General features: G+C 58.9%; 18 protein-coding genes. 11 read left to right on the forward strand and 7 right to left on the reverse strand.

Annotated elements, in window-relative coordinates; translation table 11 throughout:
- The first annotated feature begins 34 nt into the window (after positions 1–34).
- A complete protein-coding gene (frr, locus tag A3EC_RS0103550; RefSeq protein WP_018023793.1) occupies positions 35–592 on the forward strand; it encodes a ribosome recycling factor in 558 nt (185 codons plus the stop codon).
- Between the two features lie 84 nt (positions 593–676).
- A complete protein-coding gene (locus A3EC_RS0103555) occupies positions 677–1,525 on the forward strand; it encodes a phosphatidate cytidylyltransferase (RefSeq protein ID WP_018023794.1) in 849 nt (282 codons plus the stop codon).
- Between the two features lie 33 nt (positions 1,526–1,558).
- Here A3EC_RS0103555 and A3EC_RS12695 read toward each other — a convergent pair whose 3' ends face one another.
- Entirely contained in the window at positions 1,559–2,041 is a 483-nt protein-coding gene (locus A3EC_RS12695; protein ID WP_018023795.1) for a LapA family protein, read from the reverse strand.
- A gap of 79 nt (positions 2,042–2,120) precedes the next feature.
- Between A3EC_RS12695 and rlmN the strand changes: the two genes are divergently transcribed.
- Positions 2,121–3,275, forward strand: coding sequence for a dual-specificity RNA methyltransferase RlmN (gene rlmN / locus A3EC_RS0103565; RefSeq protein ID WP_018023796.1), 1,155 nt, complete (start codon positions 2,121–2,123; stop codon positions 3,273–3,275).
- Between the two features lie 31 nt (positions 3,276–3,306).
- On the opposite strand, the gene A3EC_RS0103570 is transcribed toward rlmN, so the two are convergent.
- Both A3EC_RS0103570 and A3EC_RS0103575 read right to left on the reverse strand, forming a co-directional pair.
- Complete coding sequence (locus A3EC_RS0103570; RefSeq protein ID WP_026162160.1) at positions 3,307–4,656, reverse strand: MFS transporter; 1,350 nt, start codon at positions 4,654–4,656, stop codon at positions 3,307–3,309.
- 124 nt (positions 4,657–4,780) lie between these two features.
- Complete coding sequence (locus A3EC_RS0103575; RefSeq protein ID WP_018023798.1) at positions 4,781–5,215, reverse strand: DUF2631 domain-containing protein; 435 nt, start codon at positions 5,213–5,215, stop codon at positions 4,781–4,783.
- 109 nt (positions 5,216–5,324) lie between these two features.
- On the opposite strand from A3EC_RS0103575, the gene dxr reads away from it, so the two are divergent.
- Genes dxr through map form a run of 5 tightly spaced genes read left to right on the forward strand, consistent with a single transcriptional unit; the run spans position 5,325 to position 11,712 of the window.
- Positions 5,325–6,485: a 1-deoxy-D-xylulose-5-phosphate reductoisomerase gene (gene dxr, locus A3EC_RS0103580; RefSeq protein WP_018023799.1), complete on the forward strand. Its 1,161-nt coding sequence runs from the start codon at positions 5,325–5,327 to the stop codon at positions 6,483–6,485.
- A 28-nt stretch (positions 6,486–6,513) separates the two neighbouring features.
- A complete protein-coding gene (locus tag A3EC_RS0103585) occupies positions 6,514–7,749 on the forward strand; it encodes a M50 family metallopeptidase (RefSeq protein ID WP_026162162.1) in 1,236 nt (411 codons plus the stop codon).
- A gap of 31 nt (positions 7,750–7,780) precedes the next feature.
- Positions 7,781–8,926 (forward strand): flavodoxin-dependent (E)-4-hydroxy-3-methylbut-2-enyl-diphosphate synthase, encoded by a 1,146-nt coding sequence (gene ispG, locus A3EC_RS0103590; protein ID WP_018023801.1) that lies wholly within the window; start codon positions 7,781–7,783, stop codon positions 8,924–8,926.
- Between the two features lie 31 nt (positions 8,927–8,957).
- Positions 8,958–10,805: a penicillin-binding transpeptidase domain-containing protein gene (locus A3EC_RS11255; protein ID WP_156812811.1), complete on the forward strand. Its 1,848-nt coding sequence runs from the start codon at positions 8,958–8,960 to the stop codon at positions 10,803–10,805.
- Between the two features lie 25 nt (positions 10,806–10,830).
- Positions 10,831–11,712 carry a type I methionyl aminopeptidase gene (gene map, locus A3EC_RS0103600; RefSeq protein WP_018023803.1) on the forward strand — a complete coding sequence of 294 codons (882 nt, stop codon included), beginning with the start codon at positions 10,831–10,833 and terminating at the stop codon, positions 11,710–11,712.
- On the opposite strand, the gene A3EC_RS0103605 is transcribed toward map, so the two are convergent.
- Genes A3EC_RS0103605 through A3EC_RS0103615 form a run of 3 tightly spaced genes read right to left on the reverse strand, consistent with a single transcriptional unit; the run spans position 11,709 to position 14,538 of the window.
- Positions 11,709–12,143, reverse strand: a complete 435-nt coding sequence (locus A3EC_RS0103605) for a hypothetical protein (protein ID WP_018023804.1) — start codon at positions 12,141–12,143, stop codon at positions 11,709–11,711. The genes map and A3EC_RS0103605 overlap by 4 nt on opposite strands.
- The gene (gene mtr, locus A3EC_RS0103610; protein WP_018023805.1) at positions 12,144–13,520 is read right to left on the reverse strand and encodes a mycothione reductase; all 1,377 of its coding nucleotides are present in this window, start codon (positions 13,518–13,520) and stop codon (positions 12,144–12,146) included.
- Positions 13,521–13,524: 4 nt separating this feature from the next.
- Complete coding sequence (locus A3EC_RS0103615) at positions 13,525–14,538, reverse strand: alpha/beta hydrolase (protein ID WP_018023806.1); 1,014 nt, start codon at positions 14,536–14,538, stop codon at positions 13,525–13,527.
- A 231-nt stretch (positions 14,539–14,769) separates the two neighbouring features.
- On the opposite strand from A3EC_RS0103615, the gene mqo reads away from it, so the two are divergent.
- The gene (gene mqo / locus A3EC_RS0103620) at positions 14,770–16,269 is read left to right on the forward strand and encodes a malate dehydrogenase (quinone) (protein WP_018023807.1); all 1,500 of its coding nucleotides are present in this window, start codon (positions 14,770–14,772) and stop codon (positions 16,267–16,269) included.
- Positions 16,270–16,293: 24 nt separating this feature from the next.
- On the opposite strand, the gene A3EC_RS0103625 is transcribed toward mqo, so the two are convergent.
- Positions 16,294–17,580, reverse strand: a complete 1,287-nt coding sequence (locus A3EC_RS0103625) for a hypothetical protein (RefSeq protein WP_156812812.1) — start codon at positions 17,578–17,580, stop codon at positions 16,294–16,296.
- Between the two features lie 79 nt (positions 17,581–17,659).
- Here A3EC_RS0103625 and A3EC_RS0103630 point away from each other — a divergent pair, with 79 nt between their 5' ends.
- Together A3EC_RS0103630 and A3EC_RS0103635 are read left to right on the forward strand one after the other, a co-directional pair.
- Positions 17,660–19,156 (forward strand): MFS transporter, encoded by a 1,497-nt coding sequence (locus tag A3EC_RS0103630; protein WP_018023809.1) that lies wholly within the window; start codon positions 17,660–17,662, stop codon positions 19,154–19,156.
- 120 nt (positions 19,157–19,276) lie between these two features.
- Positions 19,277–20,926, forward strand: a complete 1,650-nt coding sequence (locus tag A3EC_RS0103635) for an AMP-binding protein (protein ID WP_018023810.1) — start codon at positions 19,277–19,279, stop codon at positions 20,924–20,926.
- The last annotated feature ends 21 nt before the right edge of the window (positions 20,927–20,947 follow it).

The following is a 20,947-nucleotide window of genomic DNA, read 5'->3' on the forward strand; positions in this document are numbered from 1 at the left end:
CCACTCATTCAACACAACCAACGGAAGAACCCTCATGATTGATGATGTCTTGCTCGACTGCGAAGAGCGCATGACCAACTCGGTAGAGCACGCCCGCGAAGACCTGACCACCATTCGTACCGGCCGCGCAAACCCAGCCATGTTCAACGGCGTGATGGCGGAATACTACGGCGCACCAACGCCAATCACCCAGATGTCCACCATCACCGTGCCGGAAGCACGCATGCTGCTGATCAAGCCTTACGAGCAGTCCATGATGGGCGAAATCGAAAACGCCATCCGTAACTCGGACCTAGGCGTTAACCCAACCAACGACGGCCACGTGCTGCGGGTGACCATCCCACAGCTGACCGAAGAGCGCCGCCGCGACATGACTAAGGTTGCGCGTTCCAAGGGCGAAGACGCCAAGATTGCTATCCGCAACATCCGCCGTAAGGGCATGGATGAGCTGAAGAAGATTCAGAAGGATGGCGAGGCCGGCGAAGACGAAGTACAGGCAGCGGAAAAGGAACTGGATAAAGTGACCGCCCGCTACGTCGGGGAGGTCGACTCCCTCGTCGAGCGCAAGGAAGCTGAATTGATGGAGGTCTAGGCCACAGTGTCTGAACCGACCGGAGCTGCCGAGAGCGCTCGGCACACCCCAATCCTGAAACCCCGCAACTCTGCGGGGCGGAATATGCCACAAGCAATTGCTACTGGTGCCGGCCTCGGTGCCTTGGTGCTGCTGTGCGTTTTTGTCATCCCACACGGCTGGTACCCGCTCGTCGCCGCAGCAGTAGCTCTGGCGACCTGGGAAGTTGCAGCTCGGCTGCGCGATAGCGGCTACATCGTTCCGACGTGGACCATGATCGTCGGCGGCCAGCTGATGTTGTGGTTGTCTTGGCCGTTCGGCACCGTAGGATTGGTCTCCGGCTACGTCACATCCGTTCTGGCTGTGATGATTTGGCGGCTATTCCACCACGGCGCGACCACGGCGCCGCGTAATTACCTCCGGGATATGTCAGTATCCCTGTTCGTCCTGACCTGGATCCCGCTGTTCGGCTCCTTCGCCGCGATGATTTCCCACATCGACACCGAAGGCGCCGCCGGATTCGGCGTCAACGCCGGCGCGCTGTACATCATCACATTCATGTTGTGCGTGGTTGCTTCAGATGTCTTCGGTTTTGCTGCCGGTGTCATGTTTGGCAAACACCCGATGGCACCTGCCGTCAGCCCAAAGAAATCTTGGGAGGGCTTCGCCGGCTCCTTGGTCGGCGGTGTTGTCACCGGGGCGCTGTGCATGTGGCTGATGCTCGACCGCCACTTCCTGTGGGGCGCACTACTTGGCGCGCTGCTGGTGGCCTGCGCTGTTCTCGGCGACTTGGTCGAAAGCCAAGTCAAACGCGACCTTGGTATCAAAGACATGTCCAACTTGTTGCCAGGACATGGCGGCATGATGGACCGCTTAGATGGCATGTTGCCATCCGCAATGGTCACCTGGGTGGTGCTGTCAGCCGCAACGGAGAACTTGGCTCTGCCGGTATAGCTTGGTGACGGATTGGCCGCCACTAGCGCTAACCTAATGTCCTGATTCGACCTGCTGCAATGCGCGGCGGGTCTTTTTCAGTTTCCGACTGAGCTCAAACATTCGCAGGCCACCGACCAAAGCCATAATCAATGCGCCAACGACAGCAGCCAGCAAAATGCCGACGCCCAGCGGGAATGAGAAGTCATAGCCTGCAACATGCAGAGCCACATCATGGGTATTTTGCGCGACAAACACCAGCAGCAGGATCAGCAGCAGGGACCCGATAATCAGGGCGGCCCACGTCGATGCTGCCACCGAGCGCTGCCCTTTTTCCAGCAGCTGCGGGTCAGTATGCGGATAGGTTGCAGGTTCCGATTCAACCTCCGGCGCTGCCACGTCGGATTGCTCCGAGACAGCACGTGGCTCTGCCTGCACGTTGCTCGGCACTCCAGGGTGCGGGTCGGGCTCGACCCGCGGAACATCGTTGTCGGCCCATTCGTCAAAACGCTCATTGCTACGGCTGTCGGTATTCATACCTTCCATTGAACGGCAAAACCGCAAGTACCGCTACATTTTCCCTAATCAACGACGGTCGTGGCACACTGGAAGCATCATGAGCACCCAGCTTCCTCTTGTTCCAGGTAAACCACGCCGCAAAATGCCAGTCAAACACCTGGCTGACTTTGACGTTGACCAACGCAAAGAAGCAGTGAAAGACCTTGGCCTGCCGGCTTTCCGTGCCGACCAAATCTCCCGGCACTACTTCGCGCGCCTCGACGCCGACACTGATTCGATGACCGACCTGCCAGCAAGCAAGCGCGACCTGGTTGCAGAGAAGCTATTCCCACGGCTGCTCACTCCGGTCAGCCACATCGAAACTGACTCCGGTACCACCCGCAAAACCCTGTGGCGTGCCACTGACGGCACTTTGCTGGAATCAGTCCTTATGCGTTACCCAGATCGCAATACGCTGTGCATTTCCTCGCAGGCAGGTTGCGGTATGGCGTGTCCATTCTGCGCGACTGGCCAACTTGGTCTGGACCGCAACCTGTCCACCGCCGAGATTGTTGACCAGGTTCGCGACGCGGCGAAGGCGCTGCGCGATGGGGAAGTGTCCGGTGGGCCGGGCCGCCTATCCAACATTGTCTTCATGGGAATGGGTGAACCGCTGGCCAACTACAAGCGTGTCGTTGCCGCGGTGCACCGTATTTGTGATGAACCGCCAGCCGGTTTCGGTATTTCCCAGCGCAACATCACCGTGTCCACCGTCGGGCTCGCGCCGCAGATTCGGATGCTGGCCGACGAAGGCCTGCACTGCCGTCTGGCAGTGTCGCTGCACACCCCGGATGATGAGCTGCGCAATGAGCTCGTGCCGATGAACACTCGGTATTCGGTGGCGGAAGTGCTGGAGGCTGCGCGCTACTACGCCGACAAGACCGGTCGCCGCGTGTCGATTGAGTACGCGCTGATTCGCGATATGAATGACCAGCCGTGGCGTGCGGACCTGCTCGGCCGCAAACTGCACAGCTACCTGGGCTCGCTGGTGCATGTGAACCTGATTCCGCTGAACCCGACGCCGGGGTCGAAGTGGGATGCGTCCCCGAAGCATGTGCAGGATGAGTTCGTGGAACGGGTGCGCGCGCAGGGGGTGCCATGTACCGTTCGTGACACTCGCGGTCAGGAAATCGCGGCGGCTTGTGGTCAGCTGGCAGCCGAGGGCGTCAGCGATGAGGCTAAGGCTGGCGGGGCAGAAGCGCCAGCCAACTAAACGTCCCCAGCCAACTAAACGGCCCGGCCATTTAGGCCAGTTCGGTCGGCTGCTGCCTGCGCAGATACCGGTGCAGCCGCAGCCGCGACACCACATAGCCGACCACGCCGAACGCCCACACCGACGCCACGCCAATCCACGCGAAGCGGAAATCAGCCCACGCGTAACCAGCGCCGTGCGCTGAGTGGTCCAACAGCACACCAAAGGCCTGCGACGCCACCATCGACGAGACGAACCCACCCATATTCGCCACACCGGTACCCGTGGCAAGCACTTGCCGGTCAATATGTTCGCGAACGGTGTCGAAGCCGACATTGGCAAAAGGCGTGAACATCGCCAAAATCACGCTGAGCACCGCGACCGCCGTGAAGCTGCGCGGGCTAGCTTGCAGGAAGAAACCAATGAAGCTGCCCGCAAGCAGCAGGGTGGCTGTAATGACCAGCATCCACCGGTTCAGCCCGAAACGCGCCGACAACATGCCGACCACGGGGCTGAACACAATCATTCCGATGGCATTGAGCACCAGCACGCTACTGGCCTGATTCGGCGTAAGCCCTTGGCCGAGCGTCATCAGCGGCATCCCCCACAGCAGCACGAAGATACACATATGCTGCAGCCCGATGAAGTGCGCGAAAAAGCCGGTCCATGTCGCCGGATGTGCGACGGCCAGTTGCAGGGAGGTGCCAAGAGGCAGGGCGGTAGGTTTCGGCATTGTGGTGGTTGCCGATTGGGCTTTGCGACGTCGGGGTTCTTCTGGTGTGTCCTGCAACGCGAGCCAACCCAACAGCGCAGTGAGCACGCCAATTGCTCCGATGGAGAGGAAGGCGGTGGTCCAGTTGCTCGCATGCAGCAAGATGAGGAACGGTAGTGCGGAGACTAATTGGCCAACGGTACCGATACCTGCGGTCAGCTGCGCAAAGACAGGTGTGAGCTTGAGTGGGAACCATGCCGGGATCATCCGCATCACTGAGAGGAAAGCGGTAGCGTCACCAGCGCCGATGAGGACACGGGCGACAATAGCAATCGGATAGGACGCAGTAAGCGCCAAAGTGACTTGCCCAACGGCCATGATGATGGCGCCCACAATCATGGTTTTCCGGGGGCCAAAGCGGTCCACGGCCAAACCTACTGGGATTTGTGCCAGGGCGTACACTCCGAGCTGCACGGAAGTAAATACCGCGAGGCGGGAAGCGTCAATAGCAAACCGGTCCATCGCTTCGACACCGGCAACACCTAAACTGGTGCGGCCCACAATGGCAATGAGGTAGAAAAACACCGCAACTGCCCACACAGTGACAGCGCGGCTAGTTACTTGATCACGCGGATGAGGCCCAGGGGTGGCGGGCTGCGGAGTAGTTGGGGTGGCGTCGTTGTTGGTCACTTAGGTCAGTGTATCTGGGACCTCAGACAGGTGGGGGTCTCATTCCGGCATGCAAGAAAGGCCTGCCCCGAAAGGGACAGACCTTCTTGAACTAGCCAAGGCATATGCCGTGTGGCGTGTGCGCTTACTTGGTCAGCTCAGCTGCTTCTGGCTCAACTGGAGCAACCACTGGCTGCCAGTTCCACGAACGCTGCTGCGACTCAGTCAGGCCAGCGTATGCGCCGGTGCGGTTCTGCTGGTCAATAGCCCACTCTGGTTCAATGTGGCCGACTGGCTTGTTGTGGGCAGTCACGGTGCGAACCTGGTTGCCCTTAGGCTCGAACAGGTTGATGAGCAGGCCAATAGCAATCAGGCCAGCGATGACCAGAAGGAACACGGTTTCAACGTGGCCTTCGTGGTTACCGAAGTTCAGGCCCAGCAGCGCGAACACGGTCAGCCAGCCTGCAATCTGGGTTGGGCGCTTACCAATGTCGTGCCAGCCCCAGGCAGCCGAAGGCTCGTCCAGGGTGGACACGCCGTTATGAACTTCCGGTTCGATAGTGTGCTTGCTTGCGGCCACTGCTTCCTCCGTTAAACACATGAATGATTTGTAAGTATTTTGGCACATTCTCAGGAACAGCGGTAGCCGCGGGTGTAGTCGGCGCGCCGCGGGGTGTAACAATAGGACTGTGACTACCTCTATTTTGCTGCTCGGAAGCACCGGTTCCATCGGTACCCAAGCCATCGAAGTAATTTCCGCAAACCCCGACGACTTCACGGTCGCCGGTATCGCCGCAGGTGGCAGCAATCCTCAGCTGATCGCGCAGCAAATCCGCCAGTTTGGGCTCACCGGTAGCCAAGTCGCAATCGCTAACCCCGAAGCCGCGAAAGCCGTCGAAGAGCTCGCCGGGATTAGTGGGGTACTGGTCGGGGTAGACGCAGCCGAAGAACTCGTCCGCCACTCCGCCGCACCGATCGTGCTCAACGCTTTAGTTGGCTCCTTAGGCCTCGGGGTCACACTGGCCACCTTAGAAACCGGCAAACGGCTGGCACTGGCGAATAAAGAATCGTTGGTCGCCGGCGGTGAGCTGGTCATGCGCATCGCGCAGCCGGGGCAGATTGTGCCAGTGGACTCGGAACATTCTGCGATGGCGCAGTGTCTGCGGTCGGGTAGTGCCGCTGAGGTTGACCGCCTGGTGCTGACTTGCTCTGGTGGCCCGTTCCGTGGGTGGAACCGCCAGCAGCTGGAGGCAGCAACCCCAACCCAAGCTGCCGCACACCCAACGTGGTCGATGGGGCAGATGAACACACTGAACTCCGCGACTCTGGTCAACAAGGGCCTAGAGCTCATCGAGGCTGCGCTGCTATTTGGGATTCCGTCCGAGCGCATTGATGTCACCGTGCACCCTCAGTCGATTGTGCATTCCATGGTCACGTTCACCGATGGCGCCACCATCGCGCAGGCCTCGCCACCATCGATGACTCTGCCAATTGCGCTGGCTCTCGGCTGGCCAGACCGGGTCGCAGGTGCTTGCCCGCAGCTGGATTGGACTACCGCGCAGACTTGGGAATTCCTGCCATTAGACAATGACACCTTCCCAGCTGTGCAGCTCGCCCGCGACTGCGTTGCTGGCGGCGGCATGCTTGGCGCGGTCTACAACGCCGCCAATGAAGAAGCCGCCGAAAAGTTTCTTGCCGGACAGCTGTCCTTCCCCGGCATTGTCGATACCGTCGCCGAGGTGCTTAATGACGCAAACCAGTGGTCGTACACCCCTGCTGGTCTCGAAGATGTGGTCGCGTGCGAACGGTGGGCGCGCGCTCGAGCACATGAAGTGATGGCGAAGCGCTAGCTAACGGCATTCGGGTAATGTGCACGCCGTGAGTTACTTAGCTGGCGTTGCCCTCTTCGCAGTTGGCATCGCAATTACTATTGCCCTGCATGAATGGGGCCACTTGACCGTCGCCAAATGGTCCGGCATGCAGGTGCGCCGCTACTTCATTGGCTTCGGCCCGACACTGTTTTCCTTCAAGTCCACCAAGGGCAACAAACTCGGCAACGAAACTGAATATGGCCTCAAGGCCATTCCGCTGGGTGGTTTCTGCGATATCGCAGGTATGACCGCTGAAGACCCAGTCACCGAAGACGAGGCGCCACACGCGATGTGGCGCCGTCCATGGTGGCAGCGGATTGCTGTGCTCCTAGGCGGCATAGGCATGAACATCCTGCTGGGCCTTGTCATTGCCTATGGTGTGGCAGTGGCATGGGGCTTGCCGAATACCTCACCAGATCTCACCCCGATAGTGTCGAAAACGACGTGTGTCGCAACGTCGCAAAGCAAAGATGGCACCTTGGCACAATGCAGCGGTGACGGGCCGGCAGCCGCAGCGGGGATTAAACCTGGTGATATTATCCGCAGCGTCGATGGCACTAAAACAACCAGCTTTGCCGAGGTAGCGACGCTGATTTCGCAAACAGACGGCGACTCGGTGCGCCTAGGTGTGCAGCGCGACGCCGAGAGCAAAGACATCACTGAGGTGACCGTCCCCGTCGAGCGAGTGCAACGCGTTAACACCGCAGGCGAAGACGTAGAAATAGCGGCCATCGGTGTCTCGCACCAGCCCGATACTGCCTTGTTGGAATATAACGCGCTGACTGCTGTGCCGGGCACACTGAAGTTCGCCGGGGACATGATTAGCGCTACCTTCCAAGCCCTGGCTAGCCTGCCCGCGAAAATTCCTGGGGTAGTGGCGGCTATTTTCGGTGCGGAACGCGCACAAGACTCGCCAATGTCGGTGGTCGGTGCGTCGCTGCTCGGCGGCGAACTGGTGGAACGGTCGATGTGGCAAGGTTTCCTGCTCATGCTGGTGAACCTGAACTTCTTCCTAGCGGCCTTCAACCTGATTCCGCTGCCACCGCTGGACGGCGGACATGTGGCAGTTGTGCTCTACGAACGTGTGCGCGATGCAGTGCGGAAACGACGCGGCTTAGCCCCAGCAGGCCCAGCGGACTACAATCGACTGATGCCAATCACCTTCGCGATGGCAGCGCTGCTTATCGGTTTGGGAGCAGTGACCATCATCGCCGATGTGGTGAACCCCATCAGACTGTTTTAAACCAGACTGTTTTTGGAAAGGACCTTTACCTATGACAGTCAACCTTGGACTGCCCGCAGAACCAGCACCAATCCTGGCTCCGCGGCGCACAACACGCCCACTGATGGTTGGAAACGTTGGCGTTGGCGGCGACCACCCAATTTCGGTGCAGTCGATGACCAACACCAAAACTCACGACATCAACGCCACCCTGCAGCAGATCGCTGAGCTGACCGCTGCCGGCTGTGACATTGTGCGCGTGGCATGCCCACGCCAAGAAGATGCCGATGCGCTGCCAATTATTGCCAAGAAGTCGCAACTGCCGGTCATCGCCGACATTCACTTCCAGCCGCGATACATTTTCGCCGCGATTGATGCCGGCTGTGCGGCGGTCCGCGTCAACCCAGGCAACATCAAGGAGTTCGACGGCCGCGTCAAGGAAGTGGCGAAGGCCGCTGGCGATGCTGGCATTCCGATTCGGATCGGTGTCAACGGTGGTTCGCTGGATAAGCGACTGCTGGAAAAATACGGTAAAGCCACCCCAGAAGCACTCGTTGAGTCCGCGCTGTGGGAAGCCAGCCTGTTTGAAGAACACGGCTTCGGCGATATTGCCATCTCGGTCAAGCACTCGGATCCAGTAACCATGGTGCAGGCCTACCGTCAGCTGTCGGAAAAGTGTGACTACCCACTGCACCTCGGCGTGACTGAAGCAGGCCCAGCTTTCCAGGGCACAGTGAAGTCGTCGGTGGCTTTCGGTGCGCTGCTGTCCCAGGGCATCGGCGACACCATCCGCGTTTCCTTGTCGGCGCCGCCGATTGAGGAAGTCAAGGTTGGCGATATGATTCTGCAGTCGCTGAACCTGCGCCCACGCAAGCTGGACATCGTGTCCTGCCCATCGTGTGGCCGCGCCCAGGTCGATGTGTACAAGCTGGCGGAAGAAGTCACCGCCGCGTTGGACGGTTTGGATGCCCCGCTGCGTGTCGCTGTGATGGGCTGTGTCGTCAACGGTCCAGGCGAGGCTCGCGACGCCGACCTCGGTGTGGCTTCCGGTAACGGTAAGGGCCAGATTTTTGTGAAGGGCAAGGTTATTAAGACGGTGCCGGAGTCGCAAATCGTGGAAACCCTGGTGGAAGAAGCTGCACGAATTGCCGAGGAAATGGGCGAATCTGGCGGCGCGCCGGAAGTGTCTGTTCCATAGAATTAGCAGGCCAGGGTGCTACCTTGACCACATGAGTCTTCGTCGTGTGTCTTGCGCTGCCCTGGCCGCCCTCATGGGGTCAACTCTGCTGACCGCATGCACACCGCGCCCGAACACGGGGGCGCACGAATTGGAAGTGTTCCTTGGGGCGCTGGCGGAACGTAACTCGACCGTCGCCGCGGAACACACCGATAACTCCCGTAACGCCGAACCTCAGATCAGTGCGACCCTGTCTGGTCTGCAAGCTGAGGGATTGGCGTGGAGCATTGACGATATTGTTGCCAACGGTGACGCCTCCACCGCCACGGTGACCTACGACTGGGATCTGCCGGGGGAACGGCGATGGAAATATACGTCGACAGTTCGCCTGTCTAAAGGCAGCAAAGATTGGGACATCCGCTGGACCCCGACGGCTCTGCACCCTGAACTTGGCAGCGGTCAGCATATGGAACTGCGGTCGGTGCCAGCTACCCGCACCACCGTCGTAGGGTCAGATGGTTCGGCGCTGTTGCAGCCAGGGACCGCCCACAGAGTGCTTGTTGATGCATCGGACCCGGCAGCGAGTGAAAGTGTCCGGGATATTGGGCAGATTTTGGACGCCGCGCGAGTGACCGACAAAACCATCCCGAAGGTGGTCACCAACAGCCAGGTGGAAGAAGTGCGCGGCATGACCGGAAACTTTTCCGTGACCATGCTGTCGACCGCACATGCTGAGCGGCTGCGTGAATCCTTGGAGGAGCTGCCTGCGGTCAGCTTGAACGATGAAGCTTCTATGATCCGGCCGGATCCGAGTTTCGCACCGGACTTGATGAACCGGATTGAATCGGTAATTTCGGAGGACCTGACTGGTGCCAATGGCTGGCAAGTCGTGGCCGCGAATGCTGACGGTGCGGTCATGTCGACATTGACGTTCACCGCCGCGGAAGAGCGCCCGAAGATTGATGTGTCTATCTCGAAGAAGGTTCAAGACGCTGCGCAGGCTGCGGTCGATAGCCGCAAAGATGCAGAAGTGATGATGGTGGCGATGCGTCCGTCGACCGGCGAAATCTTGGCGATGGCGCAGACTGAGAAAGCCGATAAGCGCGGCGACCTCGCCATGTCTGGACAGTTCCCTCCCGGGTCGGTGTTTAAGATTATTACGGCCCTGGCTGGCGTGAAATACCAAAAGCTCAATAATGGCTCCATCGTGCCGTGCCCCGGCACCATGGAAGTTGGGCCGCGCGTTGTCACCAACTACAACGGCCAAGGCGGCGGCAATATCCCACTGCAGTCCGCCTTCGCCCGTTCCTGCAACACCACCTTCGCCGACATCGCCTACAAACTCAAGGACGGAGAACTGGCCGAAACTGCAGCGGAACTGGGCCTTGGCTTGGACTATAAGATTCCGGGGTTCAACACCATTACCGGCAATGTTGCGACCGAAGGTACCGCCGCGGAGCTTATTGATGCTGGTTACGGTCAGGGTTTGGACCTAGCCAGCCCATTCGGCATGACCATGGTGTCCTCGGCTGTAGCAGCTGGAAAGCTACCAACCCCCGTGCTGGTCTCTGGGCAGAAAACTGAAGTTGACCGGCAACCGGCCGCATTGGACCCGAAGCAGCTAGCTGAAGTGCGGAATATGATGCGCGCTGTGGTCACCGGCGGTACCGGCGGCGCAATTGCTGGCCGCGGGGAAGTGTACGCAAAGACTGGTGAAGCCGAAGTTAACGGCGGCTCGCATGCATGGTTCACCGGCTACCGTGGGGACCTAGCGTTTACCACTCTGATTGTGCTGGGCGGCGGGTCGGAACATGCCGTGGCCGTAACCGACCGCTTCTTCGGCATCCTTGATGGTGACGGTACTGGTGACGGCACAACTGAGGGGCAGCCAACGCAGTAAACCAGGGAAGTATTAGGGTAGCGGTATGACACGTGGACCATTGAAGCCTGGAAAACCAACCCCAATTCGTACCGTCCCGGAGCATATTGAACGCCCCGAGTATGCCTGGAAGGACGACGTCCAGGAAGCGATGGGGGAGCCGTTTGTGCAAACCCCAGAAGTCATTGAAGCAATGCGTACCGCATCCCGGATTGCCGCGGAAGCCCTTATCGAGGGCGGTAAGACGGTCGCTCCTGGTGTCACCACTGACGAAGTCGACCGGGTGGTCCACGAGTTTCTCTGCGACAACGGCGCGTACCCATCAACTTTGGGCTACCGCGACTTCACCAAGTCCTGCTGCACTAGCCTGAATGAAGTGGTCTGCCACGGCATTCCGGATACCACCGTTATTCAAGACGGCGACATCTGCAATATTGACGTCACCGCATACATCGGCGGAGTCCACGGCGACACTAATGCCACCTACTTGGCTGGGGAAGTATCCGAAGAGCACAAGCTGCTGGTAGAACGCACTTACAACGCGACGATGCGTGGTATTAAAGCGATTAAGCCGGGCCGCGAAGTCAACGTCATCGGCCGCGTGATCGAGTCCTACGCCAAGCGGTTTGGCTACAACGTCGTCCGTGACTTCACTGGCCACGGTGTCGGTCCGACCTTCCACAATGGTTTGGCGGTGCTGCACTACGACGAGCCATCCAATGACACCATCTTGGAACCAGGCATGACGTTGACGGTTGAGCCGATGATCAACATCGGTGAGCTGCCGTACCACACATGGGATGATGGCTGGACCGTGCTGAACAATGACCACAAGTACACCGCGCAGTTCGAACACACGGTGTTGGTCACGGATACTGGCTACGAAATCCTGACGGTGCCAGGCGAAGGCGAAGCGTTCTGGGTCTAACCCTCGAGATCGAGAGCCTTGAGCATCGCGGTGCGGGCGCGGTCCTGGTCGTCAAAACTGCGGTAGAGCTCCGCAGCCTGGTTGTACAGCTGTGCACCCAGCTGCGGGTGGCCTTCATTGGCGTAGAGACCTGCGCATAGCTCCAAGTGGTCCGTTGCCCGGCCCGGGAACCCCGCAGAGATCTGCCGCTCGGCCGACAGCTGGTGCCAACGAGCCCACCGCAGCGAGCGGTTCGGCGCGTCTTCATCGAAACGCCCGTCCATTTCCAACTGGTCAATGAGCTCCATCAGCTCAGCTGCCTGGTCCAATGGGTGCGACGGAGCCACACGCAGTGGTCGGCCCAAAGAGTCGGTTGGCCGCGGCGCATTTGCCGGGTCATAACCATCGGCCTGTTCCATAAAAGCGTCGGCCTTTGCCCACAAATCATTCATTTAAAACTCCAAACCGAGAAGCGCATTTTCGACCAATTCAGGCAGCGCCGGGTGAATCCAGTACTGCTCAGTGGCCACTTCACGGCAATCCATATCAAAGGACAGCATCGTGATAAACGTTTGAATCAAACTCGATGCTTCCGGACCCATAATATGAGCGCCGAGCAGCTTGCCGGTCTTCCGGTCCGCAATAACCTTGCAAAAACCAGTGGTATCTTCCATCGCCCAGCCATAAGCAATATCACCGTATTTCTGAACCTTCACGGTGATGTCGTGTCCGGCATCAATTGCCGCCTGCTCAGTTAACCCGACTGCAGCAATCTGCGGATGCGTAAACACTGCCGCCGGGACAAACTTATGCGGCATCGGCTGCAAATCATCTGGGTTCAGCAAGTTATGGAAAACCGCGCGGCCTTCTGCATTAGCCACATGCTTCAATTCAAATGGGGAAGACACATCGCCAAGTGCCCAGACACCTTCAGCAGACGTGCGGCCGTATTCATCGACGGCAATGTGTGAGCCGTCCATGTCAATGCCTGCGGCAGAAAGATTAAGTTGATCCCCATTTGGGGTACGCCCTGTGGACACCAACAATTCGTCACAAAGCAATGTGCTTCCATCGGTGAGGGTTAAAGTCATCGTGCCGTCGTCGTGGCTTTCTGCGGCGGTGACTTCAGTGTTGAACCGCACGTCCCATTGGTTCGCCGCAATCTCCGAAAACGCTTGCGTCACGTCCGCATCGAGCTCGCGCAGCATCGCCTCGGAGCGCACTAGCACTGTGACCTGCACACCAAAGCTAGAGAACACGTGCGCAAACTCGGTGGCAATATAACCGCCACCAATAATCACCATGCGTCGTGGCAATGCCGGAATACGCATCACATTGTCGCTGGTGTGGTACGGCACCCCGGACTTTTCAATCGCCTCTGGGATGTGTGGTCGGGCGCCAGCGGCAATCAGTACCTGGTCGGCGCTAATGGTGACTTCGCTATCGCCGTCGCCAGTTTTAATGGTGCGCGGGCCAACAAAAGTAGCGGCGTGGCTATAGACATCAATATTGTCGCAGTCTTCCCGGCGATACTTCTCGCCGCCTTCCGCAATCAAATCAATGCGGTCAGCAAAGATACGCTGTTGAATTGCTGGCCAATCCACACCATTGAGCGTGGCATCAATGCCGAGTTTGGAAGAATGCACTGCCGAATATGCTTGGTCGGCGGCATGCACCAGCATCTTGGTTGGGATACAGCCGGCATTCATGCAGGTGCCACCAAACTTCGCCTTTTCGACGATGGCAATGCGCTTGTCATCAAACTGCGGCTGCGGAATGGAGTTACCCGTACCGGCGCCAATAATGATCAAGTCATAATGCTTGGTCATTGAATTACTTCACATCCAATTCAGCTAGGAACTTATCGGTCACGGCATATGCTGCCGCCAATGCATGCGGCTTGGACAAAAACACATCATGCCGGGCACCCGGAATGACTTCGACTTTCGCATCCGCACTCAAAGTCGGACCCCATTTTTCCATGTCCTGCACATCTAGAATCACATCGGCACTGTCTGCCGCCGGTGAGTACTCTTTCGCGAAATATGACTCGGAGGAGCGCAGCACCAGCGTCGGCACCTGTGTATCAATGCCGGAATGCAGAAGCGCCTGTGCCCGAATGACCGCGGCCATCCAGTCGAAACGCATCGGGAATCCGAGCATTGGCTTCAGGTCGAGGTCAAAGTGCCACTCGCCGGAGGCCGAGTTATGGATGGACTCACCGTAGGCAGTAAACGGCGGGGCAGGCAGGATGGCCTTCGGCATGAGCTTATTGACGATTCGGACCAGCGGCGCCAGCATAGCGCCGGTCATGCCACGGACATTGCCCATCCCAAGCCATGGAGAATTGAGCACAAGACCGGCAACGGCGGAGTGGCGTTCTTTGGCTGGGCCCTTCGAAGCAGCGAGGCGGTGCAACCACAGTGGCGCAAGTAGGCCGCCAGTGGAGTGCGCAAAAACAACCACACTGTTGTGTTCACTGCGAATTAAATCTAAAGCGAGGTTGAGCTCGTGGTCGTAGAGCTGAAGATCTGTGACTTGATGGCGAGTTTGGTCATCGCGATGTGAGCGCCCACACTTGCGTAGGTCGAGGGCATAGAACGCAAATCCTTGATCTGCGAAATGCTCGGCAACGTGGCGCTGGAAGAAGTAGTCGCTCAGGCCGTGCACCCACAAAATAGCTGGTTGACCGGAAAGGTCAGCAGCCGTGGTCGGGCTGTAGCGCACGAGGGTAGCGAAGATGTCGCCCTCTCCTTCGGGGTCAATACCGAGGGGCAAAGTGGTCTGCTGGAAATCGGGGCCAAGTATGTCTTCAGCCCATTCGGGGGTAACCGCGTTATTCGTCACATCTATACCGTACCTACCTACCCAAACCCCTGCCCTGCAGTGGAAAAGGGGAAAGCAAATAGTGGGTAAACACGAGATCGGCGTATGGTTAAAAGTGGATGCGTTCCGCCCCTTTATGCGTAGAGCAAAGGTGGGCGAAGTAACATATCTAGGAATCAGGGTTAACTGCCCGTTACCCCTGCGCCGAGATTTCGCCGAACCAACTTAACCTAATTAAGGATGATTTCAGCCGTGTCAGATTCGAAGGTTTCAGCTCAAGGCAGTAACGACGTCGATGTTCTCTTCATTGGCGCAGGTGTAATGAGTGCCACCCTCGGCATCTTGCTCAAAGAGCTAGAGCCAAGCTGGTCCCAGGTCTACTTCGAGCGCTTGGACACCCCGGCCCAAGAGTCTTCCTCCCCATGGAACAACGCCGGTACCGGCCACTCCGCACTGTGCGAGTTGAACTACACCCCGTACAAGAACGGCAAGGTAGACATCTCCAAGGCGAAGCGAATCAACGAGCAGTTCCAGGTTTCCCGCCAGCTGTGGACCTCGCTGGTCTCTGCCGGCACCCTCGGCGACCCATCCGAATTCATCAACGCAGTGGACCACACCACCTTCGCACAGGGCCACGAGCAGATGGAGTTCATGCGTAAGCGCTACGAAGCGCTGGAAGCACACCCACTGTTCCACGGCCAGGAACTGATTGAAGACAACGACCGCTTTGCAGAGTACCTGCCGCTGATGAGCGAAGGCCGTGACTTCGACGCGCTGCCAGTGTCCGCTATCCGTAACCCGAACGGTACCGACGTGAACTTCGGTGCTCTGGCCAAGCAGTACCTGGACGCGCTGTCGAAGAAGGGCGCGGACATCTTCTACGGCCACGAGGTTAAGGACATTAAGCGTGACGGCGCGAAGTGGAAGGTAACTGTTAAGAACATCCACACTGGTGACCAGAGCGTCTACCGTGCGAACTTCGTATTCGTCGGCGCCGGTGGTGCCGCACTGCCACTGCTGCAGAAGGCGGGCATCCCAGAGATTCGCGGCTTTGCTGGCTTCCCAGTATCCGGCCAGTGGCTGCGATGCACCAACGACGACCTGATTGAAAAGCACAGCGCGAAGGTATACGGCAAGGCCACTGTCGGCACCCCACCAATGTCGGTGCCACACCTGGACACCCGCATCATCGACGGCAAGAAGGGCCTGCTGTTTGGCCCATACGCTGGCTGGAACTCGAAGTTCCTCAAGCAGGGCTCTTGGACCGACATGTTCAAGTCCATTCGCCTGAACAACCTGCCTTCCTACATCGGTGTGGGCCTGCAGGAAATGGGTCTGACCAAGTACCTCATCACCGAGGTGCTCAAGGACTTCGAAGCGCGCGTGGAATCCCTGCGCGAGTACATCCCGAACGTTGACGGCAAGGACTGGGAACTGATCGCCGCTGGCCAGCGCGTTCAGGTTATCCGCCCAACCCACAACTGGAAGGGTGGCACCCTGGAATTCGGTACCGCAGTGGTTAACCACGCTGACGGCACCATCGCCGGCCTGCTCGGCGCATCCCCAGGCGCTTCCATTGCCCCAGCCGTCATGATCGATCTGATTGAGCGTTGCTTCGGCGCGAAGATGGGCGAGTGGGCACCTAAGCTGAAGGAACTGATTCCTTCCTACGGCATCACCCTGGCTGACGACGCTGACCTGTACCAGCAGGTTTGGGACGAGTCCCAGGCAGTGCTGAAGCTGGAGCGTTAATCTCCAGCAGGAAGTAGCGCCCAGCTAGCTGTACCGCTCGACAAGTTGCCACGGCTGGCAGAGCATCGCGGAAATCTCCGCATCTGCCAGCGCAACATCCAAGAATTCCGCCAGCAGCTGATGATATTCATCAGCTAGCTGGCGGTAGTTCTTTTCATCGATACTTCCGGCAGCATCCCGCCACCGGCGAACTGCTTCTGCTTCCACCACAGTGCGGATGGCATGTACCTTGTCCTGCCCGTGGCGTTTGAGCACATTGGCCACGACGTTGGCGCGCACGGCATCCATACCGATGGTGTCCGGCACAATACCCTCGGGCACTGCCCGCTGCGCCCCAGGAATAAGCGTCACCGACGCACGGTGGGCAATCCGCAGTTTCTCCGGCACCGACATATCACCGGTGCGACACACCGCAGCTGCCGCGTGCATCCCGCGCGGAGTCAGCCCAGAATGGGCCACCCATTGCGTCGCCGTTTTCACATCCAGCGCGGTAATCGGCGGAGCAAACCGCACCGGACTATTGGCCGCCCGAACCCGCGCCGCATAGCCAGCATGCGCCAGTCCCACCCGCAGCCAGTCTTCTGGGTGCAGAAATTCCCGAGCGTCCACCGACACATTCACCAGCGCCAAATATGGCACTTTGGTGACGGAACGGGTCGCACTGAATTCACTTCCGACGGTGAACTCGGTGTGCTTGAGCTTGAAGGTAATCTTCCCGCGCACGGCCGGTCCGTCAATAAGCCCAGTGAAACACCGCAACATTTTGCCGGTGCGGTCGGCCTGCACAATGCTGTCGACAAGGACCCGGATGTAAGTTTGCCAGCGGCCCATCTGTTTAGACTCGACGAAGCGACACAGCGCAAGGGCTTCGTGGAGGAATTGTTGCGCCGCCATCTGCGGTGCGACGGTGTCCACAATGAGTTCGAGGTCGTTGCCGGCGGGCAGGACTACTGGTTCGGGTGCGTAGACCAGCCATTTGAAGGCTCCGAGCATCATTTTCCGGAGTTCAGTTTCTGGAATTTCGCCGTTCACCAGACAGCGCTGCCAACCCTCAGTCGCCTCGGCGATGACCGCCTGGGTTAGGGCAGCGGTGGCACGGTCAACATCAGTGTCCGTCACGGCTGGGTCGGTGCGGCGGGCGGTTTTGATTTCGCAAAGGTCCAGTGCGCGCCACAGCGGCGTCGAAGCTACCGTTCGCACATCGACAGTGCGGCGTGGTTCGGGCAGGAAAAGTTCCGCGACCATAGGGCCAAGGTGGGTAACCAGCTGGTGATGGGCCTGTAGACCCGTCAGAGGCGCAACAGATGACATGGCTATAGCGTATCGGCTACCAGCTCAAAGTGAGTGATGAAACTAGTGATACATCACCAGGCAGGTAGGCTCGAGCCTTATGACGAAAGCTCCGCAGGAAATCAGCCGCTATCCCGTGCACGGGTCCGCCTGGGGTATCCCGCTGCTTGTCCTAGCGGGCCTGCAACTAATGGTGGTGCTCGACGGCACCGTGGTGAACCTAGCGCTGCCGCGTATCCAAACCGAACTCGGCCTATCTGATTCGCTCCGCAGCTGGGTCATCACTGGGTACGCCTTGGCTTACGGTGGGTTGTTGCTGCTCGGCGGAAGGCTTGGCGACGCTTATGGGCGACGGAGAATGTTCCTCGTCGGGACCGGTATTTTCACCGTTGCGTCGCTAGTGGCGGGGCTAGCCAGCGGCCCGTGGTTGTTGTTGGTGGCCCGGGCAGTGCAGGGACTGGGGGCTGCGTTGGCATCGCCGACGGCGATGGCTCTGATTGTGGTAACGTTTGCGCCTGGTAAAACCCGCAACCAGGCGTTTTCGGTGTTCGCGATGATGACGGGCTTAGGCTCGGTGCTCGGGCTGGTGCTTGGCGGGGCGCTGACTGAGGCGTCGTGGCGCTGGATTTTCCTGATTAATGTGCCGATTGGTTTGGCCATCATCATCGGCGGGATGGCATCGCTCAGCGTATTCCCAGCCGAGCGGCGAATTCCGCTGGATGTTACCGGTGCGGTGCTTGCTACTGGGGCATCCACCCTGCTGGTGTATGGCCTGACGGCTGGTGGCGCTGGCTGGACGCGTCCAGAAACCCTTATCCCAACAGTGACCGGTGTCGTGCTGCTGGTGGCGTTTTTCATTTCGCAGCGCGGCCGCAGCGGGGCAGTGATGCCGCTGTCGATGTTCTCCCGACCAGCACGCGCCGCAACGTTCTTTGGCATTTTGATGGTCGGCGCGTTGATGATGCCTATGACGGTGCAAGTGGCGTTCTTCGTGCAGGACGTTCTGGGTTACGGTCCGCTGAAAGCAGGGTTGGCATTTATCCCGTTTGCCTTCGCCATGGGGATTGGTTCTGGGTTGGCTGGCCACTTGGCGCTGAAGCGGCCACCTCGCGTCATCGTCACCATCGGTGGGCTGCTGCTAATTGTCAGCTTCATTTTCTCGTCGAAGCTCACACCACAGGCCCAGTACTTCCCAACCATTTTTGTGCTGGTGCTTGCCATCGGTATTGCCATCGGGCTGGTGCTGATCCCGCTGACCCTATCGGTGGTCGCCGGTGTCGCACCGGAAGATGTTGGTCCGTTGACGGCGACGAGTTTGGTGGCGCAGACACTGGGCGGGCCGTTGGGTCTGGCTGCGGCGTCCGGTATCGCAGAGGCCATTACGCGCGGCAAGCTGGGGGAGGCGTATGCGCAGCTGGATCGGACAGCGATGTCAGCAGTGGAAGTGGAGGCTTTGTCCGCGGGCTACACTGGCTCGTTGTTGCTCTGCGCGGGTCTGACTGCTGCGTTGGTGGTTGTGGTGCTGCTGTTTAATGATTTCTCCGCTACGGAGATTGCTGAAGGTAAAGAGGCCGAGGCTGCGGCGCAGCGCGAGTAAGCAGGAGTAGTCTGCAATGCGTGTCAGTTTCGGCTATGTCCTCTGACACACTATTGTTTTGCGTAAGAAAGTTCTTTGGTCACCTGCTGGCCATACCGACACCGTGAAAGTTAGAGATTGATGTCTGGGCGTCCTGCACCTACGAATTTGCCGCTGTGGCATAAGCTCCTCCACCTGGGTCAATCCCTGCCGAAGCTGCTATCGCGCGGTGTGTTGCCACCGCTGAGCCCAGTTACCACCCCAAAAATCGCGCTGAAGATGCTCGAGCTTGGTATGTCCCAGGCGATGATGGCGGAGATGGGCACCATCGTCTCCCCGAATCGCCTAGCGCTTATCGACGATATTGGCACCCGCACCTATCGCGAACTGCGCGATGACGTGAAAGCTTTTGCCTGCGCGCTGGCGGCCCGCGGCGTCAAGCCCGGGGACCAGATTGCGATCGTGGCGCGCAATAGCCGCGGCATTATGTACCCACAGGTCGTGTGCGGTTACCTTGGCACCCAGATGGTGGTGCTGAACCCGTATTCGTCCGGCGCCCAGCTGACCGCACTGCTGAAGGAGAACCCGCCGGCGGTCCTGGTTGCCGACGAAGAGTTCGCCCAAGACATCCACACCGATGACAGCACCATCCGCATCATTGGTTTTGGTAATCCTTCCGGTCCGCAGGAAGTTTCGCTGCAATCGCTTATTGACGAACATGCACCTGTCGATTTGCCGAAGCGTCCGAAGGCGCTGCCGATGATTGTGATGTCGTCTGGCACTACCGGCATGCCCAAGGGCGTGACTATTCGGACGCCACGGACCCCACGTGTGCTCGGTGGCATTATTGACCGCGTGCCTTGGGGGCCAAATAAGACATTGCAGCTGACAGCGTCGCTATTCCACGGCTGGGGTTTGCTGAATGTCAACCTTGCATTGTCGACTCGGTCGACCATCATTTTGCGTCGCTACTTTGATGCCGTGCAGTCAGTCGATGACCTGCAACAGTACAACGTGGATGCAATTGTTTCCGCCGCTATTTTCTTGAAGGAACAGGTCGCGGAAATGGACCGCCGTGGCTACACCAAAAAAGATATCGACTTTGTGGTTGCCGCTGGAAACATCCTGCCGGTGCACCTGTGCGAAGAACTTACCGAACACTTTGGTCCAGTGGTGTGCAACTTCTATGGCTCCACCGAAAACAACCAAGTGGCTATCGCAACCGGCCCCGAAACCGCCGTGAACCCTTTGACCGTGGGCAAACCAACGATGGGCACCCGGGTTAAAGTGCTGGATGAAAACGGCCAGGAAGTCCCAGTCGGTCAGACTGGCATCATTCACTCCGCCTCGAACCTGACGTTCTCTGGCTACATCAGCGACCGAGATACCCCAGTGGTGAACCAAGGTTTGCTCTCTACCGGCGACCTCGGCCACTTCGATACCGAAGGCTACCTCTACGTCCATGGCCGCTCGGATGACATGGTCATCCGCGGTGGCGAAAACTGCTACCCACGGGAAGCTGAAGATGTGCTCGGCACACTGCCCGGTGTGGAAGACGTCCACGTCTCAGGTGACCAAGGCGGCCAACTGATGGCCGTACTGACCGCGTATGTGGTCCGGGAAAGCTCCCCAGCCGGAGCCGCTTTGACAGACCAGGACATCAAAGACGCGGTGGCACAGAACCTCGCGCAGCACAATATTCCAGACCACGTCGTCTGGGTGAGCGAACTGCCGCGCAATGACGCCGGAAAAGTTGTCAAGCGCAAGCTCCCTGGCAACGCCGCGAGCTAGCGGCGCTTCATCGCCGCCGCT

Source organism: Corynebacterium ulceribovis DSM 45146 (genome assembly GCF_000372445.1).
Lineage (GTDB): Bacteria > Actinomycetota > Actinomycetes > Mycobacteriales > Mycobacteriaceae > Corynebacterium > Corynebacterium ulceribovis.